At 49.7% G+C, this 18858-nt stretch carries 18 protein-coding genes and 1 pseudogene; 11 read left to right on the top strand and 8 right to left on the bottom strand.

Annotated elements, in window-relative coordinates:
- Nucleotides 1-137: 137 nt before the first annotated feature.
- The 3 genes from yxdL to U2H13_RS19395 are packed head-to-tail and all read left to right on the top strand — an operon-like array spanning nucleotide 138 to nucleotide 3115.
- Nucleotides 138-911: an ABC transporter ATP-binding protein YxdL gene (gene yxdL, locus U2H13_RS19405; protein WP_007614823.1), complete on the top strand. Its 774-nt coding sequence runs from the start codon at nucleotides 138-140 to the stop codon at nucleotides 909-911.
- Nucleotides 886-2754 (top strand): ABC transporter permease YxdM, encoded by a 1869-nt coding sequence (gene yxdM / locus U2H13_RS19400; RefSeq protein WP_376700598.1) that lies wholly within the window; start codon nucleotides 886-888, stop codon nucleotides 2752-2754. Before yxdL ends, yxdM begins: the two co-directional genes overlap by 26 nt.
- Before the next feature lie 13 nt (nucleotides 2755-2767).
- The gene (locus U2H13_RS19395) at nucleotides 2768-3115 is read left to right on the top strand and encodes a YxeA family protein (RefSeq protein WP_004393256.1); all 348 of its coding nucleotides are present in this window, start codon (nucleotides 2768-2770) and stop codon (nucleotides 3113-3115) included.
- Between the two features lie 39 nt (nucleotides 3116-3154).
- Here the strand turns inward: U2H13_RS19395 and U2H13_RS19390 are convergent, their stop codons facing one another.
- Nucleotides 3155-4117, bottom strand: a complete 963-nt coding sequence (locus U2H13_RS19390) for an iron-hydroxamate ABC transporter substrate-binding protein (protein ID WP_061861023.1) — start codon at nucleotides 4115-4117, stop codon at nucleotides 3155-3157.
- 129 nt (nucleotides 4118-4246) lie between these two features.
- Here U2H13_RS19390 and U2H13_RS19385 point away from each other — a divergent pair, with 129 nt between their 5' ends.
- The gene (locus U2H13_RS19385; protein ID WP_007407824.1) at nucleotides 4247-4639 is read left to right on the top strand and encodes a hypothetical protein; all 393 of its coding nucleotides are present in this window, start codon (nucleotides 4247-4249) and stop codon (nucleotides 4637-4639) included.
- Between the two features lie 50 nt (nucleotides 4640-4689).
- Here U2H13_RS19385 and U2H13_RS19380 read toward each other — a convergent pair whose 3' ends face one another.
- Both U2H13_RS19380 and U2H13_RS19375 read right to left on the bottom strand, forming a co-directional pair.
- Nucleotides 4690-5052 (bottom strand): hypothetical protein, encoded by a 363-nt coding sequence (locus U2H13_RS19380; protein WP_007407823.1) that lies wholly within the window; start codon nucleotides 5050-5052, stop codon nucleotides 4690-4692.
- A gap of 160 nt (nucleotides 5053-5212) precedes the next feature.
- The gene (locus U2H13_RS19375) at nucleotides 5213-5599 is read right to left on the bottom strand and encodes a hypothetical protein (protein WP_014419276.1); all 387 of its coding nucleotides are present in this window, start codon (nucleotides 5597-5599) and stop codon (nucleotides 5213-5215) included.
- 110 nt (nucleotides 5600-5709) lie between these two features.
- Here U2H13_RS19375 and U2H13_RS19370 point away from each other — a divergent pair, with 110 nt between their 5' ends.
- From U2H13_RS19370 to U2H13_RS19340, 7 genes are all read left to right on the top strand, one after another.
- A complete protein-coding gene (locus U2H13_RS19370) occupies nucleotides 5710-6129 on the top strand; it encodes a DUF3255 family protein (protein WP_007407821.1) in 420 nt (139 codons plus the stop codon).
- Nucleotides 6119-6643, top strand: coding sequence for a hypothetical protein (locus U2H13_RS19365; RefSeq protein WP_061861022.1), 525 nt, complete (start codon nucleotides 6119-6121; stop codon nucleotides 6641-6643). Before U2H13_RS19370 ends, U2H13_RS19365 begins: the two co-directional genes overlap by 11 nt.
- Nucleotides 6644-6711: 68 nt before the next feature.
- On the top strand, nucleotides 6712-7524 hold the full coding sequence (gene yidA, locus U2H13_RS19360) for a sugar-phosphatase (RefSeq protein ID WP_014419274.1): 813 nt from the start codon (nucleotides 6712-6714) through the stop codon (nucleotides 7522-7524).
- A gap of 70 nt (nucleotides 7525-7594) precedes the next feature.
- A complete protein-coding gene (locus U2H13_RS19355) occupies nucleotides 7595-8536 on the top strand; it encodes a sugar-binding transcriptional regulator (protein WP_014419273.1) in 942 nt (313 codons plus the stop codon).
- 90 nt (nucleotides 8537-8626) lie between these two features.
- Complete coding sequence (gene deoC, locus U2H13_RS19350) at nucleotides 8627-9295, top strand: deoxyribose-phosphate aldolase (RefSeq protein ID WP_004393277.1); 669 nt, start codon at nucleotides 8627-8629, stop codon at nucleotides 9293-9295.
- A 92-nt stretch (nucleotides 9296-9387) separates the two neighbouring features.
- The gene (locus U2H13_RS19345) at nucleotides 9388-10569 is read left to right on the top strand and encodes a NupC/NupG family nucleoside CNT transporter (RefSeq protein ID WP_004393280.1); all 1182 of its coding nucleotides are present in this window, start codon (nucleotides 9388-9390) and stop codon (nucleotides 10567-10569) included.
- Nucleotides 10570-10596: 27 nt separating this feature from the next.
- On the top strand, nucleotides 10597-11898 hold the full coding sequence (locus U2H13_RS19340) for a pyrimidine-nucleoside phosphorylase (protein ID WP_007407816.1): 1302 nt from the start codon (nucleotides 10597-10599) through the stop codon (nucleotides 11896-11898).
- Nucleotides 11899-11937: 39 nt separating this feature from the next.
- On the opposite strand, the pseudogene U2H13_RS19335 reads toward U2H13_RS19340, so the two are convergent.
- The 5 genes and pseudogenes from U2H13_RS19335 to hutH form a co-directional block, all read right to left on the bottom strand.
- Nucleotides 11938-13356 (bottom strand): annotated as a pseudogene (locus U2H13_RS19335) (amino acid permease).
- Nucleotides 13357-13426: 70 nt separating this feature from the next.
- Complete coding sequence (gene hutG, locus U2H13_RS19330; protein ID WP_376700597.1) at nucleotides 13427-14377, bottom strand: formimidoylglutamase; 951 nt, start codon at nucleotides 14375-14377, stop codon at nucleotides 13427-13429.
- Entirely contained in the window at nucleotides 14370-15635 is a 1266-nt protein-coding gene (hutI, locus tag U2H13_RS19325; protein ID WP_070082601.1) for an imidazolonepropionase, read from the bottom strand. Before hutI ends, hutG begins: the two co-directional genes overlap by 8 nt.
- A 1-nt stretch (nucleotide 15636) precedes the next feature.
- Nucleotides 15637-17301, bottom strand: coding sequence for a urocanate hydratase (gene hutU / locus U2H13_RS19320; RefSeq protein WP_014419268.1), 1665 nt, complete (start codon nucleotides 17299-17301; stop codon nucleotides 15637-15639).
- Nucleotides 17298-18836 (bottom strand): histidine ammonia-lyase, encoded by a 1539-nt coding sequence (gene hutH, locus U2H13_RS19315; protein ID WP_014722041.1) that lies wholly within the window; start codon nucleotides 18834-18836, stop codon nucleotides 17298-17300. Before hutH ends, hutU begins: the two co-directional genes overlap by 4 nt.
- Nucleotides 18837-18858: the final 22 nt, after the last annotated feature.

The following is an 18858-nucleotide window of genomic DNA, read 5'->3' as shown; positions in this document are numbered from 1 at the left end:
GTTAAGAAAACAACATAGCTCGTTTTGTTTCCCCTTGATAACATGGATTTATGTCAAGGGGATTTTTATGTTAAATGCCCCGGCACTACATGAAAGCAGCCCAGAACAACAAGAATAAAACCATAAGGAGGATTTTCATGGCGAATATGCTTGAAGTCAAACATATAAATAAAACCTATAAAGGACAAGTGTCCTATCAAGCTTTAAAACAAATTTCGTTTTCAATAGAAGAAGGCGGGTTCACGGCGGTGATGGGACCGTCCGGCTCCGGAAAAACAACGCTTTTGAATATCATTTCAACGATCGACCGGCCGGATTCAGGCGATATCCTGATTCACGGAGAAAACCCGCACCGCCTGAAGCGGACAAAGCTTGCTCATTTCCGCCGCAAGCAGCTCGGATTTGTGTTTCAGGATTTCAACCTTCTGGACACACTGACAATCGGTGAAAATATCATGCTTCCGTTAACGCTTGAAAAAGAAGCGCCGTCTGTCATGGAAGAAAAACTGCACGGCATCGCGGCAAAGCTCGGAATCGAAGACCTGCTCAACAAACGGACGTTTGAAGTATCCGGCGGACAGCGCCAGCGGGCCGCCATCGCAAGAGCGGTCATTCATAAGCCGTCACTCATTCTGGCCGATGAACCGACGGGAAACCTTGATTCCAAAGCGTCAAAAGACGTCATGGAAACGATGCAGAGCCTGAATCAGGATGATCATATCACGGCTTTGATGGTGACCCATGATCCGGTTGCGGCAAGCTACTGCCGCCGCGTCATCTTTATAAAAGACGGCGAACTGTTTAATGAGATTTACCGCGGGGAAAACCGCCAAGTCTTTTATGAGCAGATTCTTGATGTGCTGTCTATGCTGGGGGGAAACGCAAATGACCTTTCTTCAGTTCGCTTATAAAAACGTCACGAGAAACAAAAGGGCCTATCTTGCTTTCTTTTTAAGCAGAGCTTTTTCCGTTTTGATTTTCTTTACCTTTGCGATGTTCCTGTTTCATCCGGCACTAAAGGAAGGCTACCTGAATAACATCGCCAGAAAAGGCTTAACCGCCGCGGAATGGATGATCTTTGTTTTTTCTTTCTTATTTGTTCTGTATTCGGTTAACGCATTTTTGAAATCGAGAAATAAAGAATTCGGCATCCTGCTCATGCAGGGCATCACGCCGGGGCAGCTGAGAAAGCTCATTACGGCGGAAAACATGATCATCGGCGTCATGTCGATCGCAGCCGGGATTATCGGAGGATTCATTTTTTCGAAAACGTTCTTTACGGTCGGCGCTTATATTTTAGAAATGGACGCGCTGCCTCTGTACATGCCTTGGAAAGCGCTCGGCATTACGGCCGGCGGATTTCTGCTCTTATTTTTCCTTTTATCGCAGTTCACGATCCTTTTTGTCAGATCAAATACGGTGATCAAATTAATAAAGGGCACTGACAAGATCAAGCCGGAGCCGAAGCCGTCCGTGCTTCTGTCCTTATTCGGCATCGCCTGTCTTTGCGGCGGGTACGGCATGGTTCTGAAAGGCAATGTCCACGGGACTCAACCGTTCATCATTTTACTGCTTACCGTCATCGGCACGTATTTCTTTTTCAGCCAAAGCAGCATCTGGATTCTGCGCGCGCTGAAGAAGTGGAAAACCTTTTATCTGCGCGGGAAAAATGTCATTTGGGTTTCTGACCTTGTTTATCGTTTAAAAGACAACGCCCGCCTGTTCTTTATTGTCAGCATTATTTCCGCGGTTGCGTTTACTGCGACAGGCGTGCTCGCAATGTACAAATCGACCGTCGGGGCGGAAGAGTCCGCCTATGAGATGGAGTATGTATCTTTCAGCAATAATTCAAAAGAAAAGACTCATTTGAAAGATATTGACCATGAACTGAAAACACACGGCTTTACGTATAAGAAAGACAAAATAAATGTTTCCTATGTCCGCTATCAGGAAGGAGATACTGTTCCGCCTGTTTACATGATCAGCAAATCGGATGTATCAAAATACTTCCATGTCAAGCTGAGCGGCCTGAAACATGATGAGGCTGTCTATTTCCCGGGCACGTATGACCGCAATTTCAAAAACGAAGCGCCGGATCAGCTGAAGCTGCTGAACCAAAAAGGCAAGCCATCTGACCAAAAACTGACGGTAAAAGAAGTCAAAAAACCGCTGATCTCATTGAATGCCATCATCGCGGTGAACGATCAAACCTTTGATCAGCTCAAATCACTCGGTGATAAAGCGTCATTATACGGCTACAGCTACGATCATTGGAAAGACAGTCTTGGGTTCAGCCAATCTCTGAAAGATGAGATCTACGGCAACTATATCGACGTGCATTCTGATTTTATGTCAAAAGCCGGCACCTACTATGATACGGTGCAGCTGCCGAGCCTGAGTTTATTCATCGGCCTGTTTATCGCCATTGTATTCTTTGTCGCGGCAGCAAGTTTCTTATATTTCAGGCTGTTCACCGATTTAGATGAGGACCGGGAGCGCTACCGTTCACTGGCCAAAATCGGCCTGAGTGAGCGTGAAATGGCACAAAGCGTGACAATACAATTGGCCATTCTTTTCTTCTTTCCATTTGTCATTGCCGTCATGCATACACTGTTTGCCTTGAGAACATTGGCCGTGGAAGGCTATTCCGATGTAGCGGGGCCGCTCAGTCTGACCATCGGAGGGTTTTTCATCTTTCAGCTTCTGTTCTTCCTCGCGGTGCGGACAAGCTATTTGAAAAAAATGAACAAGTAAGGGGAGTGCAAAGATGAAAAAAGCATTGGCAATCCTGGCCGTCTTGGCGGCCGCTGCCGTCATATACGGACTTCTCTTTTTTCATAATGATGTTACAGACAGATTTAATCCGTTTATTCACCAGCAAGATGTTTATGTACAGATTGATCGAGATGGCAAACATCTTAGCCCGGGCGGTACTGAGTATACATTAGACGGATATAACGCATCCGGGAAAAAAGAAGAAGTGACCTTTTTCGCCGGGAAAGACCTTCGGAAGAACGCGTATTTGAAGGTGAAGGCGAAAGGAAAGTATGTCGAGACCTGGGAAGAAGTCAGATTTGAAGATATGCCGGGCTCCGTACAGTCAAAATTAAAGTGAACATGAAAAGCGGCACAGTGTCATGACTGTGCCGTTTTTTTATTTTTTATTTTCTTCGGCCCGTTTGATCAGCATGTCGGTGATGATATCCATCTGTTTGCTGACGGCAATCGGGTCATACGGATAGAAGGTGTTGAAATCGTTGATAAAGACACGATTGTTTTTTACGGCATCGAGATTTTTCCAAACGGATGAATCTTTCAGACGCTCAAATGTTTTGCTTTCTCCATTCGGATTGTAATCGGTAATGAACATATAATCAGCCGCATATTGAGGGATGACCTCTTGGGAAACCTGTTTCATGGCGCCCGTTTTCATGATGTCTTTTTCAATTTTGGCCGGCGCATTCAATCCGAGCGCATTATAAACGGCTTGGCCGCCGCGGCCGGAATTGTCATTGAAAATCCAGATTTCGCCTTTATCCGTCGTTTCATAAAGGCCGACTGTCTCGTCTTTGCCGATCACGTTTTTGAGGCGCTTTTGATTCGCTTCGGCTTTTTTGTTGAAGTCTGCCATAAAGCTTTTGGCTTTATCCTTCGCCCCGGCAATGTCGCCGAATAGGCTGACCGTATCTTTCGTATTCTTTGCGGTGTTAAAAGGAATGACAATCGTCGGTGCGATTTTCGATAGTTTTTCGTATTGGTCATCCTTCATCAGCACGATTAAATCAGGCTTCAGCTGCATCACTTTCTCCACATTGACGGGATTGCCGATGTCCGTGATATTTTTCAGCTGTTTTTTGATAAACGGATTTTTGAAAGCCCATGAGCCCGCCCCGACGACATTTGCGTCAACGGACAGCAGCTCACCTGCATAAAAATCAGTGACGATCCGTTTCGGATGTGCGGGTATGTCAATATTTCCTTTTGTTGATTCATATGTACGCATGTCTGTCTTTCCTTTGCCTGATGCCGATCCGTTGTTTTCCTTCGCGCCGCTGCAAGCGCTTAATGCGAAAACAAGCAGAAGTGCCAGGCCGATCAGCCATGATTGTTTCTTCATAATGATCCCCCTATTTCGGTGATAATGATTATCATTATTAATATAGCAGGAAGATGTCATTCCGTCTATGTTTTTTATAGAAATCCTTCCTTGATTATCCATGTTATAGTAGTAAAGGAGGAGGAATGAATGTTGATTACGAAAAGAGGGACTTGGTGGGAAGTGCTGCACAGCTGGTGGCTGCTGCTGACTTTTGCGCCGTTTGCGCTGACCGCTTTCTTGGCCTTTTTCTATATCGGCTACCGGGCCAAGAACAAAAAATGGCTGAAATACGGACTTATCTATTTTATTATTTTAGCAATTGCTTTTGTGCTGCCGAGCACGCCGGGCGTGTATATCGTGCTGCCTTTATGGGTCATCTCCATCATCCACGGGCTGAAAGTGCGGGCGGCTTATTTGATACAGCTTGATGTGTTTAAACAAAACGTCGAAGCAAGAGCGTTTGAAGCGGTAAGGCATGAGGCGGAAGCAAAATTCGGCGGAAAACCCGCTCATCGCATTGATCTGACAAAACAGAGATAAAAACAAATGACAAAGCCGGTATCTCGCGCTTTGTCATTTGCATGACCGGCCTATTGCTGGTATGAGTGCTGCTGAAACGGTGTGTGATGCTGTGTTTGCGGGAATGAAGAAACATTAGCGTTTGCCATCGGTGCAGGCATGTGTCCGCTTACTTCCTGCTGAAGCTGATTGCACACATTCACGATTTGCTGGCATTTCTGAATGGCCGCTTCATGCCCCTGCAGCGCTTGCTGAATGGTATGAACGGCATGCTGTTCATGGTTAAGCATCTGCTGAAGCATTTGAATGTTTTGCTGTTCCTGCTGGAGCATTTGCTTGTACTGCTGACTGCTTTGCTGTGTCTGCTGAATAAGCTGCTGTGCTGTTTGGCGGCATTGCTGCAGCTGATTTCCGCTGTATTGGTTTTGATACATCATGAAGACCTCCTGGAGTGATTGATTTTACACATTTATCATGTGAAAGAATAGGAGAGGCATTCATGCAAGAAAAGGATTCAAATATTTACCTGTTATGTACAGAGCGGAATACAAGGCTCGGGATGGCCTGTCGAGCTTTGTATTCCGGCCCTTTTTCTCAGAAGCCGCCTTCTGTAGCGTGAAAAGGAATATTGAGTCTGTTTTCGACTGCGCGCAGGCGCTGATTCAAACGGTTTAAGCGGCGGGTATGGATTTCAATGGACTGGCTCAGCCGTCTGATCTGCTCATTCATACGCGTGATTTCCCGGTTTTGGCGCTGGTCTTCTTGTGAGAGGCGGGTGAGCTCTCTCGTTTGCTGGGCGTTTTGTCTTTCAAGCTGGGCGACTCTCCGTTCTAAAGCCGTCGGCTGCCGCTCTTCAGACTGAGGGGGCGCATAATAATAGCTTTCCTGCTGCTGATACGGCTCATACTCAACGCGGTTCACTTCGTATTCCTGCTGCTGAGGGAAATAGGCAGGCGGGGTGTAGTACTGATATGGGTTCATTCATCATTCTCCTTATCTAGTGAAGTCTTTATACACTATGTAGTCAATTGCACAGTGCCACGGCATCTGCCTAAGTTACAGGCGTAAAAAAGCTTCAAAGGAAGGTGATCATGTTGCGGAACATACGGATTTTCATCATGACGGTTCTTGTTTTCGGATGCGTCATGATAACAGGCTGCTCGCAAAAGAAAGCAGACGATACCCCTTTTTATTACGGGACATGGGATGCAGGGCTGAAACCGGGCCCGATGGACGGGGTCAGATCTGAAACCGTCACGTTTACGAAAGACAGCGTGCTGACAAAGCAGGTCATTCAAGGCCGCGGCGAGGTTGCCATGCCCTCAGATGTGTACAAGGTGATCTCACAAAACACGGACGGGACGATCGAGATTGAATACCTCGGACATCCGCACCCCGTCAAAAGCACGTTGAAAAGAGGAAAAAACGGTACGCTCATTTGGAAGATATACGGAGAAACAAAAACAATGACAAGAATAAAAACCGGCGGGGAGGATGCACATGAGAAATAAGGCTGCCGACAGACTCGTTTTGACGGGTGTCATCGTACATATCATTCAATGGTTTTCACTGTTATGGTTATTTTTTATGCTTTTTGATCAGTTCGGGCGTTTTACCATTTACAATCCCAATGTCGTCAACAGCAGCATGCAGTCTTTTTCATTCTTTGATATGATGCGCGCTCTTCTGTTTTCCGGCACGCTGCGGAATACGCTTCTGCTGTTTCTGTTTGCGGCAATGCTCATTTACTTGTGGGTGAACGCTCTGTTTATCCTGCTGGAAATCGTTTCTTATATCATGATCAGGCGGAACAGCCGTTCATTATGGGCATACTTTCCCGCAGCGATGGGAATAAAGCTTGCCCTTCTGGACATAGCGGCCGTCCCTTTCTTTGCGGCGGGGCTGATGCTCTTGAAGCAGAAAACAGACGACGGCGGCGAACAAGCTGACAAGGGGAAAAGACGGCCCCGTATCCGGAGGCAGGCCCGTTATACGAAGAGAAGGCGGAGAAACTCGTCCGTTTGATTTTTCATTGAAACGAAAAAACGATATGATGAAAGCATAAGAAGAAAAGGACACAAAGGAGATGCAGGATGTACAAGTTAATCGCAATAGATATGGACGGAACACTATTAAACGATCATCATGAAGTGACGGCTGAAGTCCGCGGGGCGCTTGATGCCGCCAAAGCGGAAGGGGTCAATATCGTCCTGTGCACGGGCCGGCCGATCGGCGGCGTGCGTCGGTATTTGGAAGAGCTGAACTTACAGGAAGAAGGCGACTTTGTGATTGCCTATAACGGCGCACTCGTCCAAAATACGTATACAAACGGTGTCGTGGCCGAGCAGTCATTAGGCTTTGAGGATTTGAAGTCGCTTTACGAGCTGAGCTTACAGCTGGATACTCCGATGCATTACTTTGACACAGCCAATCTGTACACGCCGAACCGGGATATCAGTGAATACACGGTATACGAATCATACATTACGAAAGTGCCGCTTCATTTCCGCACGATCGATGAAGTGCCGAAGGATATTCTGATTCCGAAAGTCATGTTCATTGACGATCCGGACAAGCTGGAGAAAGCGATCGCTTCCATTCCGGAATCATTCAAAGAAACATACACAATGGTCAAAAGTGCGCCATTCTTCCATGAGATTCTTCACCCGAAAGTCAGTAAAGGAAACGCGGTTAAGCTGCTGGCCGAAAAACTCGGCATTGAACAGAAAGACGTCATGGCAATCGGCGATAACGGCAACGACATGTCCATGATTCAGTGGGCCGGCTGCGGTGTGGCAATGGCCAATGCCATCCCGGAAGTAAGGGAGATTGCCGATTTTGAAACGAAATCAAATAACGAACACGGCGTGGCGCATGCGATTCAGGAGCTTGTGCTGAAAAAATAGGCACCCCATCAGAGGGTGCTTTTTTACCGCGTATTTTGGTGATATGATAAGCGGAGAGGGGAGGCGCGACATGGATCGTGAAAAACAGCAGCTCAGCATAGAAGCGGCAAAACTATATTATCAATCAGATTACAGCCAGCAGCAGATCGCCGAACGGCTTAATCTGTCACGCCCCACCGTTTCAAGGCTGCTTCAGTACGCAAAGGAAAAAGGGTATGTGCAAATTCGCGTCATGGACCCATTTGAGGATCTGGACGAACTAGGCGCGAAGCTGGAAGAAAAATACGGGCTGCTTGAGGCGCACGTCGTCTTTTCTCCAAGCGACGATTACCAGGCCATTACACATTACTTAAGCCGCTATGGCGCAGACTATATGCATAAAACCGTAAAGGACGGCGATATACTCGGCGTAAGCTGGGGGACGACGATGTACCAGATCGCAAGCCGCATGGAGCCGAAGCAGGTAAAGAGCGTTGAAGTTGTGCAGCTGAAAGGCGGCATCAGTCATTCCAATGTCAATACGTATTCGTCAGAAACGATTCAGCTGTTCGCCGAAGCATTTCAGACGATGCCGAGGTATTTGCCGCTGCCGGTTATATTTGACAGCGCCGATGTGAAACAGATGGTCGAGCGGGACAGACATATTAAGCGGATCATTGAAATGGGCAGACAAGCCAATATCGCCCTGTTTACGGTCGGAACCGTCCGGGATGAGGCGCTGCTTTTCAGACTCGGCTATTTCCGGGAAGAAGAGAAACAATTGCTGAAAGCGCACGGGGTCGGGGATATTTGTTCGCGCTTTTTTGACGCGGAAGGCAGGATTTGCAGCAGCAGCATTAACGGCCGGACGATCGGAGTCGAGCTCAGCGACTTGAAAATGAAAGAGCGTTCGATTCTGGTGGCGGGCGGCAGCAGAAAATGCAAGGCCATTCACGGTGCCCTCAAAGGAAAGTACGCCAACGTTTTGATTACCGATCAGCATACGGCCAAAAAACTCATTCAAGAATTGTGACAATTCATGAACATAATTTCAATTACCAATTTACATATGTTCAAAATTCGGTTATTCTAAACGTATCCTAGGAAAAAGGAAGTGCATACAATGTCAATTGCAAGTCAAATAGACCATACTGCTTTGAAACCGCATACACAAAAAGCAGATATTTTACAACTGATAAAAGAAGCAAAAGAATATAAATTCGCTTCCGTTTGTGTAAACCCGACTTGGGTCAAACTCGCAGCGGAGGAACTGAAGGGCACGGGAGTTGACGTTTGCACCGTTATCGGATTTCCTCTCGGCGCAACGACATCGGAAACAAAAGCATTTGAAACGAAGGATGCCATCTCAAAAGGAGCCACTGAGGTTGACATGGTCATCAATATCGGCGCATTAAAAGACGGCGATGATGAAGCGGTTGAAGCTGATATCCGCGCAGTAGTTGAAGCAGCTGATAAAAAAGCGCTCGTCAAAGTGATCATCGAAACATGCCTTTTGACAGATGAAGAAAAAGAGCGCGCGTGCCGCTTAGCGGTATCAGCAGGCGCCGATTTCGTCAAAACGTCTACCGGTTTTTCTACAGGCGGGGCAACGGCTGAAGATATCGCTCTTATGAGAAAAACAGTCGGACCGGACATCGGGGTCAAAGCATCAGGCGGCATCAGAACAAAAGCTGATGTTGACAGCATGATCGCTGCGGGCGCGAGCCGGATCGGCGCAAGTGCGGGCGTCTCTATTGTGAGCGGCGGAGACAGCGGCAGCAGCGACTATTAATCAGCAGTGCGGAAGCTGAAAGCTTCCGCCATCCTCTTTCTTTGTTGATGCATAAAAAATTGTAAGCGAATACAAATAAAAGGAGAACACATATGAAGTATCTCATCGGAATTATCGGAATCATTGTGTTTTTAGGTCTTGCCTGGCTTGCCAGCAACGGCAAAAAAAGAATCAGAATCCGGCCGATCGCCGTCATGCTCGTGCTGCAGCTGATTCTCGGTTATATTCTCCTCAACACCGGTATCGGGAATTTTCTTGTCGGCGGTTTTGCAAAAGGATTTAACTACTTGCTGGAATATGCATCAGAAGGGATTAACTTTGTATTCGGCGGGCTTGTGAATGCGAAACAGACGACGTTCTTCATGAGCGTGCTTCTGCCGATCGTCTTTATATCCGCTTTAATCGGAATTCTGCAGCATTGGAAGGTCCTTCCCTTCATCACGAAGTATATCGGTCTTGCGTTAAGCAAGGTGAACGGAATGGGGAAAATCGAATCTTACAACGCTGTTGCATCCGCGATTTTAGGGCAATCAGAAGTCTTTATCAGTTTGAAAAAACAGCTCGGTTATCTTACTGAACAGCGCTTATATACGCTTTGCGCGTCCGCAATGTCGACGGTCTCAATGTCGATCGTCGGTTCTTACATGATGATGCTGAAGCCTGAATACGTCGTGACGGCGCTTGTGCTGAACTTATTCGGCGGATTTATCATCGCTTCTATCATTAACCCGTACACCGTCAGCAAAGAAGAGGATTTGATCGTCGTTCCTGAAGAAGAAAAGCAATCCTTTTTTGAAGTGCTCGGTGAGTATATAATGGATGGATTCAGAGTCGCCGTCGTCGTAGCGGCGATGCTGATCGGATTTGTCGCACTCATTGCCCTGGTCAACGGCGTTTTTAACGCGGTCTTCGGCATTACATTCCAGGCGCTGCTCGGATATGTATTCGCGCCGTTTGCGTTTTTAACCGGTATTCCGTGGAATGAAGCGGTGAGCGCCGGAAGCATTATGGCGACGAAAATGGTATCGAATGAATTTGTGGCGATGCAGACACTCTCATCCGGCGATTTCCATTTCAGTGCGCATACACAGGCAGTGGTATCTGTATTCCTTGTCTCATTCGCGAATTTCTCCTCTATCGGAATCATTACCGGTGCGGTGAAAGGGCTGCATGAAAAACAAGGAAACGTCGTCGCGCGGTTCGGGCTGAAGCTGCTGTACGGCGCAACACTCGTCAGCTTCTTGACAGCGGCGATCGTCGGATTGATTCACTGAACATAAATGAAGGACAGGTGATAGATCATGAGAATGGTAGATCTTATTGTAAAAAAACAAAATGGAAAAGAACTGACAACAGAAGAAATTCAATTTTTCGTAAAAGGATACACGGACGGAAGCATCCCTGATTATCAGGCAAGCGCACTGGCTATGGCGATTTACTTTCAGGATATGACAGATCAGGAGCGCGCCGATCTGACAATGGCGATGGTGAATTCAGGGGAAACGATTGATCTCTCCGCCATTGAAGGCATTAAGGTCGACAAGCACTCTACGGGCGGGGTCGGCGACACGACAACTCTCGTACTCGCACCGCTCGTCGCGGCGCTCGGCGTTCCCGTCGCTAAAATGTCCGGCCGCGGTCTTGGCCATACGGGGGGTACCATTGATAAGCTGGAAGCGATCGAAGGCTTCCATGTGGAATTGTCAAAAGATGAATTCATCAAGCTTGTGAACCGCGACAAGGTAGCGGTCATCGGACAAAGCGGCAATTTGACGCCTGCCGATAAAAAGCTGTATGCGCTGCGTGATGTAACGGGTACGGTGAACTCCATCCCGCTGATCGCAAGCTCAATTATGAGTAAAAAAATCGCCGCCGGAGCAGATGCCATCGTGCTTGACGTCAAAACGGGAGCCGGCGCGTTTATGAAAACGGATGAAGACGCCGTGAACCTCGCCAAAGCAATGGTCCGCATCGGAAACAACGTCGGCCGCCAGACGATGGCCGTGATTTCTGACATGTCGCAGCCGCTCGGTTTTGCGATCGGGAATGCCCTGGAAGTACAAGAAGCCATTGATACGTTAAGAGGGGAAGGGCCTGAAGACTTAAACGAACTCGTCCTCACGCTCGGCAGCCAAATGGTCGTATTGGCGAAAAAAGCTGAGACATTGGAAGAAGCGAGAACGAAGCTTCAGGAAGTCATGAAAAACGGCAAAGCGCTTGAAAAGTTCAAAGAGTTCCTGAGCAATCAGGGAGGAGACGCTTCTGTTGTTGACGATCCGTCCAAACTTCCGCAGGCGGCGTACAAAATTGACGTTCCGGCGAAAGAAGCGGGTGTCGTTTCAGAAATCGTCGCTGACGAAATCGGCGTCGCAGCAATGCTGTTGGGCGCGGGACGTGCGACAAAAGAGGACGAAATCGATCTTGCCGTCGGCATTATGCTCCGCAAAAAAGTCGGTGACAACGTCGAAAAAGGCGAGCCGCTCGTCACCCTTTACGCCAACCGCGAAAACGTTGAAGACGTGACCGCCAAAGTCTATGACAACATCCGCATCTCAGAAAAAGCGGAAGCGCCGAAACTGATTCATACGCTGATTACGGAATAAGAGAAGAAAGGCACATACCTCATCAGTATGTGCCTTTTTTTATGGCATGGTTTTATCCAAATGAATGTCACGGACGGATTGTTTCGGCTGTTTCTTTCTCAAAAAACGAATGAGATAGCACAGGATCATACAAGGAATTCCGCAGAAGAGGGCGATTCTTTGATTGGGATCAAATGCAAGGCCTACGCATGAAGCGAAACATAAGATCATGGCGGCGATCGGAACGAGAGGGTATAACGGTGTGCGGAAGGTCAGATCCGAGACGCGTCCGCCGTTTTTCACATAATGTTTTCGAAATAACAGCTGAGACAGGGCGATGCTCATCCATACCACGACGCCGACAAATCCGGCTATTGCCACAAGCACCACGTAGACCGTGCCCGGGGCGGCGATGCTTGAGATCAAGGATATGCAGGAAACGGCCATGCTGGCGAGCAGGGCATTCAGCGGAATGCCTTTCGGCGTGACTTTTTTGAACCGGGCGCTGATCATGTTTTCATTCGCAAGAGACCACAGCATCCGGGTGGAAGCATACAGTCCGGAGTTGGCGACCGAAAGCAAAGCCGTTAAAATCACGAAGTTCATGATATCTGCGGCGTATGGGATACCGATCTGGGAAAAGACCGCGACAAACGGACTTTCAATCACACCGGCTTCCTTCCAGGAGATCAGTCCGGACAGCACAAAAATGGCGCCGATAAAAAAGATGACCGTTCTCCAGGCGACATTTCGGATCGAACGCGGAATATCTTTTGCCGGATTGGCGGTTTCACCCGCTGTAATTCCGATCAGCTCCGTCCCTGAAAAGGCGAAGCTTACGGAAATCATTGCGATGAAAACCGCAAGAAAGCCGTTCGGAAACAGTCCGCCGTGTGAGGTGAAATTCGACAGCATCGGAGCTTCACCCGAACCGTGCAATGAAATCAAACCGAACATCGCGGCGCCGCCTAAGATGATAAATAAAAGGATGGTGACGATTTTGACGCTGGAAAACCAAAACTCTGTTTCTGCAAACAATTTAACGGAGAATGCATTGGCGGCAAAAAGGAGAGCCGCGAAAATCGCGCTCCACATCCAGACGCTGCTGTGGGGAAACCAGCGCTGCATGAGGATACCGGAAGCTGTAAACTCCGATCCTACCGTCACCACCCAATTCACTCAATACATGATACCGACCATAAAACCCGTGGACGGCCCGATAAACGTTGTCGCATACGTTTGAAATGAACCGGTCACAGGCATGGCTACTGACAATTCTCCGAGACACTGCATGACAAGATACATCATCAAGCCGCCGATCAGGTAAGCGGCGATCGTCCCGCCCGGCCCGGCCTGGCTCAATGTATACCCTGTGCTCAAAAACAGCCCCGTGCCGATGACCCCTCCCAATGAAATCATAAATAAGTGCCTGCTTTTCATCGTGCGCTTTAGTTGATTGCCGCCTTGATCAACATCCATCGTGATCTCCCCCTTTTTGCGTGGCGTGAGAATCTTCCGGCAGCCGAGATCACGCGTGCCGGATTTGACTTTAACGTGACAATTTAAATCCCTTCAATGCATGTAAAATGACGTGTGCGGCTGCCCGGCTTGTCATATCGCGAAAATCAAGTGTCGGATCAACCTCAACGATCTCAATACCCGAGATGTCAGCCTCCTGGGCTAAAAACCGGACCGCCTGAAGCAGTTCCTCGGTATACAGGCCTCCGGGGCCGATCGCAGGACAGCCGGGCGCATGAGCTTGATCCAGCACATCCATATCAACCGAAATAAAAATGGCGTCGGCTCTTTTTTGAACGGCCGGCAAAGTGTCTTGTATCGTTCGGAGAAGCCCTTTCTCCCGGATCATCTCCATTGTATGCACGTCTGCCTGACGCTCTTTTACATATTGTTCATATGCCAAGCTGTTGCTGAACTCCCTGATTCCAAGCTGAATCAGGTTTTGTCCGCTTATGATATTTTCATCTAACAGACGGCGGAATGGCGTGCCGTTTGTCGGCCCTCCGTCTTCCGTGTTGCGGACGTCGTGGTGGGCGTCGAATTGAAAGACGGCCGTTGTTCCTTTCGTTTCCGCAATGGCTTTAATGGTGGAATAACTGATGGAGTTGTCGCCGCCGAGAATGACGGGCACCCAGTCAGGCTGGTCCGTCAGAATATCATAAAAGGTCCGATAAATGTGTTCGTGAGATTTGACGACATCCGTGACGTGAATCTGAATATCGCCGATATCGTACAGATGGTCAATGACATGCTTCCGCAGCTCCGCGGAATATGCGGAAATGCCGCCGAGCGCCCGGCGGATCGCACCGGGTGCAAAGCAGGCGCCGGAATGGCTGATTGACGACTTAGAAAGCGGAACGCCGATCAAAGCCGGCCCTTTGATCGTTTGTCCCGCCCACGCTTCCGTTACATCGCCGATCCTTGTCACATGGCGGTCGTTGAAGAGGGAGCCGGCTTTTTGCAGAAACGGATACTTATCCAAGAGCGGCTCCCTCCCTTGAAACGACCGTCTTTCCGTTCTTGATGACACGGCGGACATGATTGACGCCGTAATGATACGGGATATACATGTAATTCGGCGCTTCCCAAATGACAATGTCAGCCGCCCGTCCGGCTTTGATTTGTCCGGCCTCTTCGCCTTTTCCGATCGCATACGCTGCATTAACGGTGACAGCGTGCCAGATTTCTTCTGCGGTCATTTTTAAATGAAGCGCGGCAATCGACATAATGAGCTGGAGATTTTCCGTCGGTGAGCTGCCCGGATTGAAGTCAGTCGCCAAACTGACCCGTACGCCCGCATCAATCATCTCCCGGGCTCGCGCATAAGTGTGTTTTCCGAGATAGAAAGTCGTGCCCGGCAGCAGGACGGCGATCGTTCCGGATTCCGCTAGCTTTTCGATGCCTGTATCAGACGCCCCCACCAAATGATCGGCAGAAACAGCATGCAGCTCTGCCGCCAATTCCGCGCCGCCGAGCGGGTCAATCTCATCAGCATGGATTTTCAGGCCGAAACCAGCTTCAGCCGCCTTTTTCAGGTAGTCCCGCGACTGGCTGACGGTAAAGACGCCTGTTTCTGTGAAAATATCGGCAAATTGCGCAAGGCCTTTTTCTTTTATGTCAGGCAAAAGCTGCAGCATGCGATTCAGAAATTCGTCAGGGCTGTTCCGGTACTCAGGCGGAATGGCGTGTGCTCCCATAAAGGTCGTGACGAGGTCGACCGGCTGGCGCTCACCCAGTTTTTTCGCCGCGGTCAGCTGTTTCAGCTCCGTGTCTTTGTCGAGTCCGTACCCGCTTTTTACTTCCGCGGTTGTGATGCCGTATGACAGCATGCGTCCGAGGTGAAAAAGCCCTTTTTCAATCAGTTCTTCTTCGGAGGCGGCTTTCGTGTCTTTGACCGTTGACAAAATACCGCCGCCTTGCGCCAGAATATCCAAATAAGACATGCCCTGAATTTTTAAATTCAGTTCTTTTTCGCGGGACCCTCCGAATACAAGATGGGTATGGGGATCGACGAGGCCGGGGGTGACGAGCCGTCCCCCGCAGTCGATAATGTCTCTTGCCTCGTATCCTTTCTCCGCTCCTTGATGTCCGGCAAAAACAATGCGCCCGTCGTGAACGCCGATGACGGCATTTTCCGTGACATGAAGATCCTGCATGCTCCCGCCGGATCGGGGGCCGCCGGATTCCATCGTCAGCAGCTGGCCGATGTTGGTGAGTATGGTATCTATTTGTTTCGGCATGTTACCGCTCCTTTTTCATCGGTATCATAATGTCTTGTTCCTCGGCGACTTGAGCCGCTTTTTCATAACCTGCGTCCGCATGGCGGATGATGCCCATTCCCGGATCGCTTGTCAGAACGCGGGAAAGCCGCTGTTCCGCAAGGATGCTGCCGTCGGCGACCGCGACCATTCCCGCGTGAAGGGAATACCCCATGCCGACGCCCCCGCCGTGGTGAAAAGAAACCCAGCTTGCGCCTGAGGCCGTGTTGATCAGCGCGTTCAGCACCGCCCAATCGCCGACCGCGTCGCTTCCGTCTTTCATCGCTTCTGTTTCCCGATTCGGAGAGGCGACAGATCCGCAGTCTAAATGGTCTCTTCCGATGACGATCGGGGCTTTCAGCTCGCCGTTTCTGACCAATTCATTGATGGCGAGCCCCATCTTTTCCCGTTCACCGTAGCCGAGCCAGCAAATACGGGACGGCAGGCCTTGGAATGTGACTTTTTTCTGTGCCATGTCAATCCAGCGGTGAAGGGCTTGATTTTCTGGAAACAGCTCTTTTAATAAAGCGTCCGTGCGGTATATATCTTCAGGGTCGCCGGACAGCGCAGCCCAGCGGAACGGCCCTTTTCCTTCACAAAATAAAGGCCGGATGTAGGCGGGAACGAATCCCGGAAAATCAAAAGCATCGGCGAGACCCTCATCTTTGGCAACCTGGCGGATATTGTTACCGTAATCGAAGACGATAGCCCCTTTTTTCTTGAAGGCAAGCATGGCTTCCACATGCTTTTTCATACTTTGCTTGGATAGCCTTACGTATAAATCGGGCTGATCCCGGCGCAGACGCCCGGCCTCTTCAAGTGAGTATCCTGCCGGAATATAGCCGATCAGCGGGTCGTGAGCGGAAGTCTGATCGGTCACGATGTCAATATGGACGCCGCGGTTCAAAAGCTCATGATGCACCTCAGCCGCATTGCCGAGAAGGCCGATCGATAAAGGTTCTCCGGCTTGTCTGGCTGCTTCGGCCCAGCGCAGCGCTTCGTCAATTGATGCTGTTTTTCGATCGCAATAGTTTGTTTCCATCCGTTTATCAATCCGTGTTTCATCCGCTTCAACGGCGATGACGACGCCATCATTCATCGTGACGGACAGCGGCTGGGCGCCTCCCATTCCGCCAAGACCGGCCGTCAGCGTAAGGGTTCCTTTCAGACTGCCGCCGAAATGCTGTCTCGCAAGCTCCGCAAAGGTTTCATAGGTGCCTTGCAAAATGCCTTGTGAGCCGATATAAATCCAGCTGCCGGCCGTCATCTGCCCGTACATCATCAGCCCTTTTTTCTCAAGGTCATGGAAATGTTCCCAATCCGCCCATTTTGGCACGAGAACCGAATTAGCCAGCAGGACGCGGGGCGCGCGGCTGTGCGTGCGGAACAGTCCGACCGGTTTTCCGGATTGGATCAGCAGTGTTTCATCATCTTTTAACGTTTTGAGGGAACGCTCAATCGCGTGAAAAGCATCCCAGTTTCGTGCGGCCTTGCCTATGCCGCCGTATACGATCAGATCCTCCGGCTTTTCGGCAACCTCCGGGTCAAGGTTGTTTCGGAGCATGCGGAGCACGGCTTCCTGCTCCCATCCTAAGCATTCAAGTTCGGTGCCGCGGCCGGCGCGGATTGATTTCTTTACATCAGTCATCTTGTCAGTCCTCCTTCATTGGTCATCAGTTTTTGGTGATGTTCATTCGGCAGAAAAGACTCCTTCTTCAGCCAGTCACTCAGATGCTCGATGTCATAAGAAAACACGCGGTCTTCTTGTATGGACGGCACGATGTTTCTCATTTCAAGATAGAGCTGTTTTGTGTACGAGGCGCAATGTTCCGCACCCCGGTATTCCACGGCCTGCAGCGCGCAAATGGCTTCAACGGCAAGCACCCGTCTCGTATTCGCAATGATCTGGTAGGCGTGCCTTGAGGCGATGGTTCCCATGCTGACGTGATCCTCCTGGTTTGCCGATGAAGGAATGGAATCGACACTGGCGGGATGGGCCAGGGTTTTATTTTCTGACACGAGGGAGGCCGCCGCATATTGCATGATCATCGCTCCGGATTGTAAGCCGGGCTGAGGGCTCAGAAAGGGCGGCAGGTCATTCAGCTGCGGATTCACAAGCCGTTCGATACGGCGTTCAGAAATATTCGCAAGTTCGGCCGCCGCTACTTTGAGAAAATCCATGGCAAAGGCGATCGGCTGTCCGTGAAAGTTTCCGCCTGAGATGATTTTGGCGCCGTCTTCGAAAATGAGCGGGTTATCTGTCGCGGCATTCATCTCAATTTCTAATTTTTCTTTTACATACGCTAATGTCTGCCATGATGCGCCGTGGACTTGAGGAATACAGCGGATCGAATAGGCGTCCTGGACACGCAGCTCCCCTTGGACGGTCGTCAGTTTGCTGTCTGACAAGTAATAGCGGATTCGCTCTGCGACATCCATCTGTTCCTGATAACCGCGGGCGGCATGAATGTCCTCGTCGAACGCATCGATAATGCCCTGAAGGCCTTCGATCGTTAAGCTCGCGATCCGTTCCGATTGATAGGCCAGTTTTTCGGCTTCGAGGTAAGCGATCAGCCCCATCGCGGTCATAGCCTGCGTTCCGTTGATCAGCGCGAGCCCTTCCTTAGAGGTCAGGACGGCCGGCTGAAGGTTTGTCTTTTCTAAAGCATGAGCTGTCGGCATCCGGGCCCCTTCGTAAAAGACTTCGCCTTGCCCGATAAGCGCCAGTGCGAGATGAGAAAGCGGCGCCAAATCTCCGCTCGCCCCCAGTGACCCTTGCTGCGGGATGACCGGGTGAATGCGATGATTGAGATACGCGAGCAGTTGATCAATCAGCTCAGTCCGCACGCCGGAAAAGCCTTTCAGCAAGGCATTGGCTCGTAAAAGCAGCATGGCCCGCGATACAGATTCCGGAAACGGATCACCGACGCCGCACGCGTGAGAAAGAATCAGATTCAGCTGCAGATCCGCGGCGTCTTCTTTTTGAATCAGCACATCGCTGAACTTGCCGAACCCCGTTGTAATCCCGTAAATGGTCTTCTCCTCCTGAACGATCCGTTCAACCGCCGCCCTGCTTTTTTTCACACGTTCCATGCTTTCGGCAGATGCCTGAACCTCTTCAAAATCAAACAGCACACGCTGGGCATCTGCGGTTGTCAGTGAGGAACCGTCTAACGTCACCATCATTTCAACCCCTTTTCCTTTA

Source organism: Bacillus sp. A1 (assembly GCF_042296235.1).
GTDB lineage: Bacteria > Bacillota > Bacilli > Bacillales > Bacillaceae > Bacillus > Bacillus velezensis.
This window is presented reverse-complemented; position numbering and strand designations above follow the sequence as displayed.

What these genes read in the sequence shown, in the direction of transcription:
- U2H13_RS19390 (WP_061861023.1), bottom strand. Translation starts at nt 4,117, where the DNA reads ATGAAGAAACAATCATGGCTGATCGGCCTGGCACTTCTGCTTGTTTTC.
- U2H13_RS19380 (WP_007407823.1), bottom strand. Translation starts at nt 5,052, where the DNA reads ATGTATCAAAACCAATACAGCGGAAATCAGCTGCAGCAATGCCGCCAA.
- hutH (WP_014722041.1), bottom strand. Translation starts at nt 18,836, where the DNA reads ATGGTGACGTTAGACGGTTCCTCACTGACAACCGCAGATGCCCAGCGT.
- hutU (WP_014419268.1), bottom strand. Translation starts at nt 17,301, where the DNA reads ATGACTGATGTAAAGAAATCAATCCGCGCCGGCCGCGGCACCGAACTT.
- U2H13_RS19340 (WP_007407816.1), top strand. Translation starts at nt 10,597, where the DNA reads ATGAGAATGGTAGATCTTATTGTAAAAAAACAAAATGGAAAAGAACTG.
- yxdL (WP_007614823.1), top strand. Translation starts at nt 138, where the DNA reads ATGGCGAATATGCTTGAAGTCAAACATATAAATAAAACCTATAAAGGA.
- U2H13_RS19345 (WP_004393280.1), top strand. Translation starts at nt 9,388, where the DNA reads ATGAAGTATCTCATCGGAATTATCGGAATCATTGTGTTTTTAGGTCTT.
- hutI (WP_070082601.1), bottom strand. Translation starts at nt 15,635, where the DNA reads ATGCCGAAACAAATAGATACCATACTCACCAACATCGGCCAGCTGCTG.
- U2H13_RS19375 (WP_014419276.1), bottom strand. Translation starts at nt 5,599, where the DNA reads ATGAACCCATATCAGTACTACACCCCGCCTGCCTATTTCCCTCAGCAG.
- yxdM (WP_376700598.1), top strand. Translation starts at nt 886, where the DNA reads ATGACCTTTCTTCAGTTCGCTTATAAAAACGTCACGAGAAACAAAAGG.
- U2H13_RS19385 (WP_007407824.1), top strand. Translation starts at nt 4,247, where the DNA reads ATGTTGATTACGAAAAGAGGGACTTGGTGGGAAGTGCTGCACAGCTGG.
- yidA (WP_014419274.1), top strand. Translation starts at nt 6,712, where the DNA reads ATGTACAAGTTAATCGCAATAGATATGGACGGAACACTATTAAACGAT.
- U2H13_RS19370 (WP_007407821.1), top strand. Translation starts at nt 5,710, where the DNA reads ATGTTGCGGAACATACGGATTTTCATCATGACGGTTCTTGTTTTCGGA.
- deoC (WP_004393277.1), top strand. Translation starts at nt 8,627, where the DNA reads ATGTCAATTGCAAGTCAAATAGACCATACTGCTTTGAAACCGCATACA.
- U2H13_RS19395 (WP_004393256.1), top strand. Translation starts at nt 2,768, where the DNA reads ATGAAAAAAGCATTGGCAATCCTGGCCGTCTTGGCGGCCGCTGCCGTC.
- U2H13_RS19365 (WP_061861022.1), top strand. Translation starts at nt 6,119, where the DNA reads ATGAGAAATAAGGCTGCCGACAGACTCGTTTTGACGGGTGTCATCGTA.
- U2H13_RS19355 (WP_014419273.1), top strand. Translation starts at nt 7,595, where the DNA reads ATGGATCGTGAAAAACAGCAGCTCAGCATAGAAGCGGCAAAACTATAT.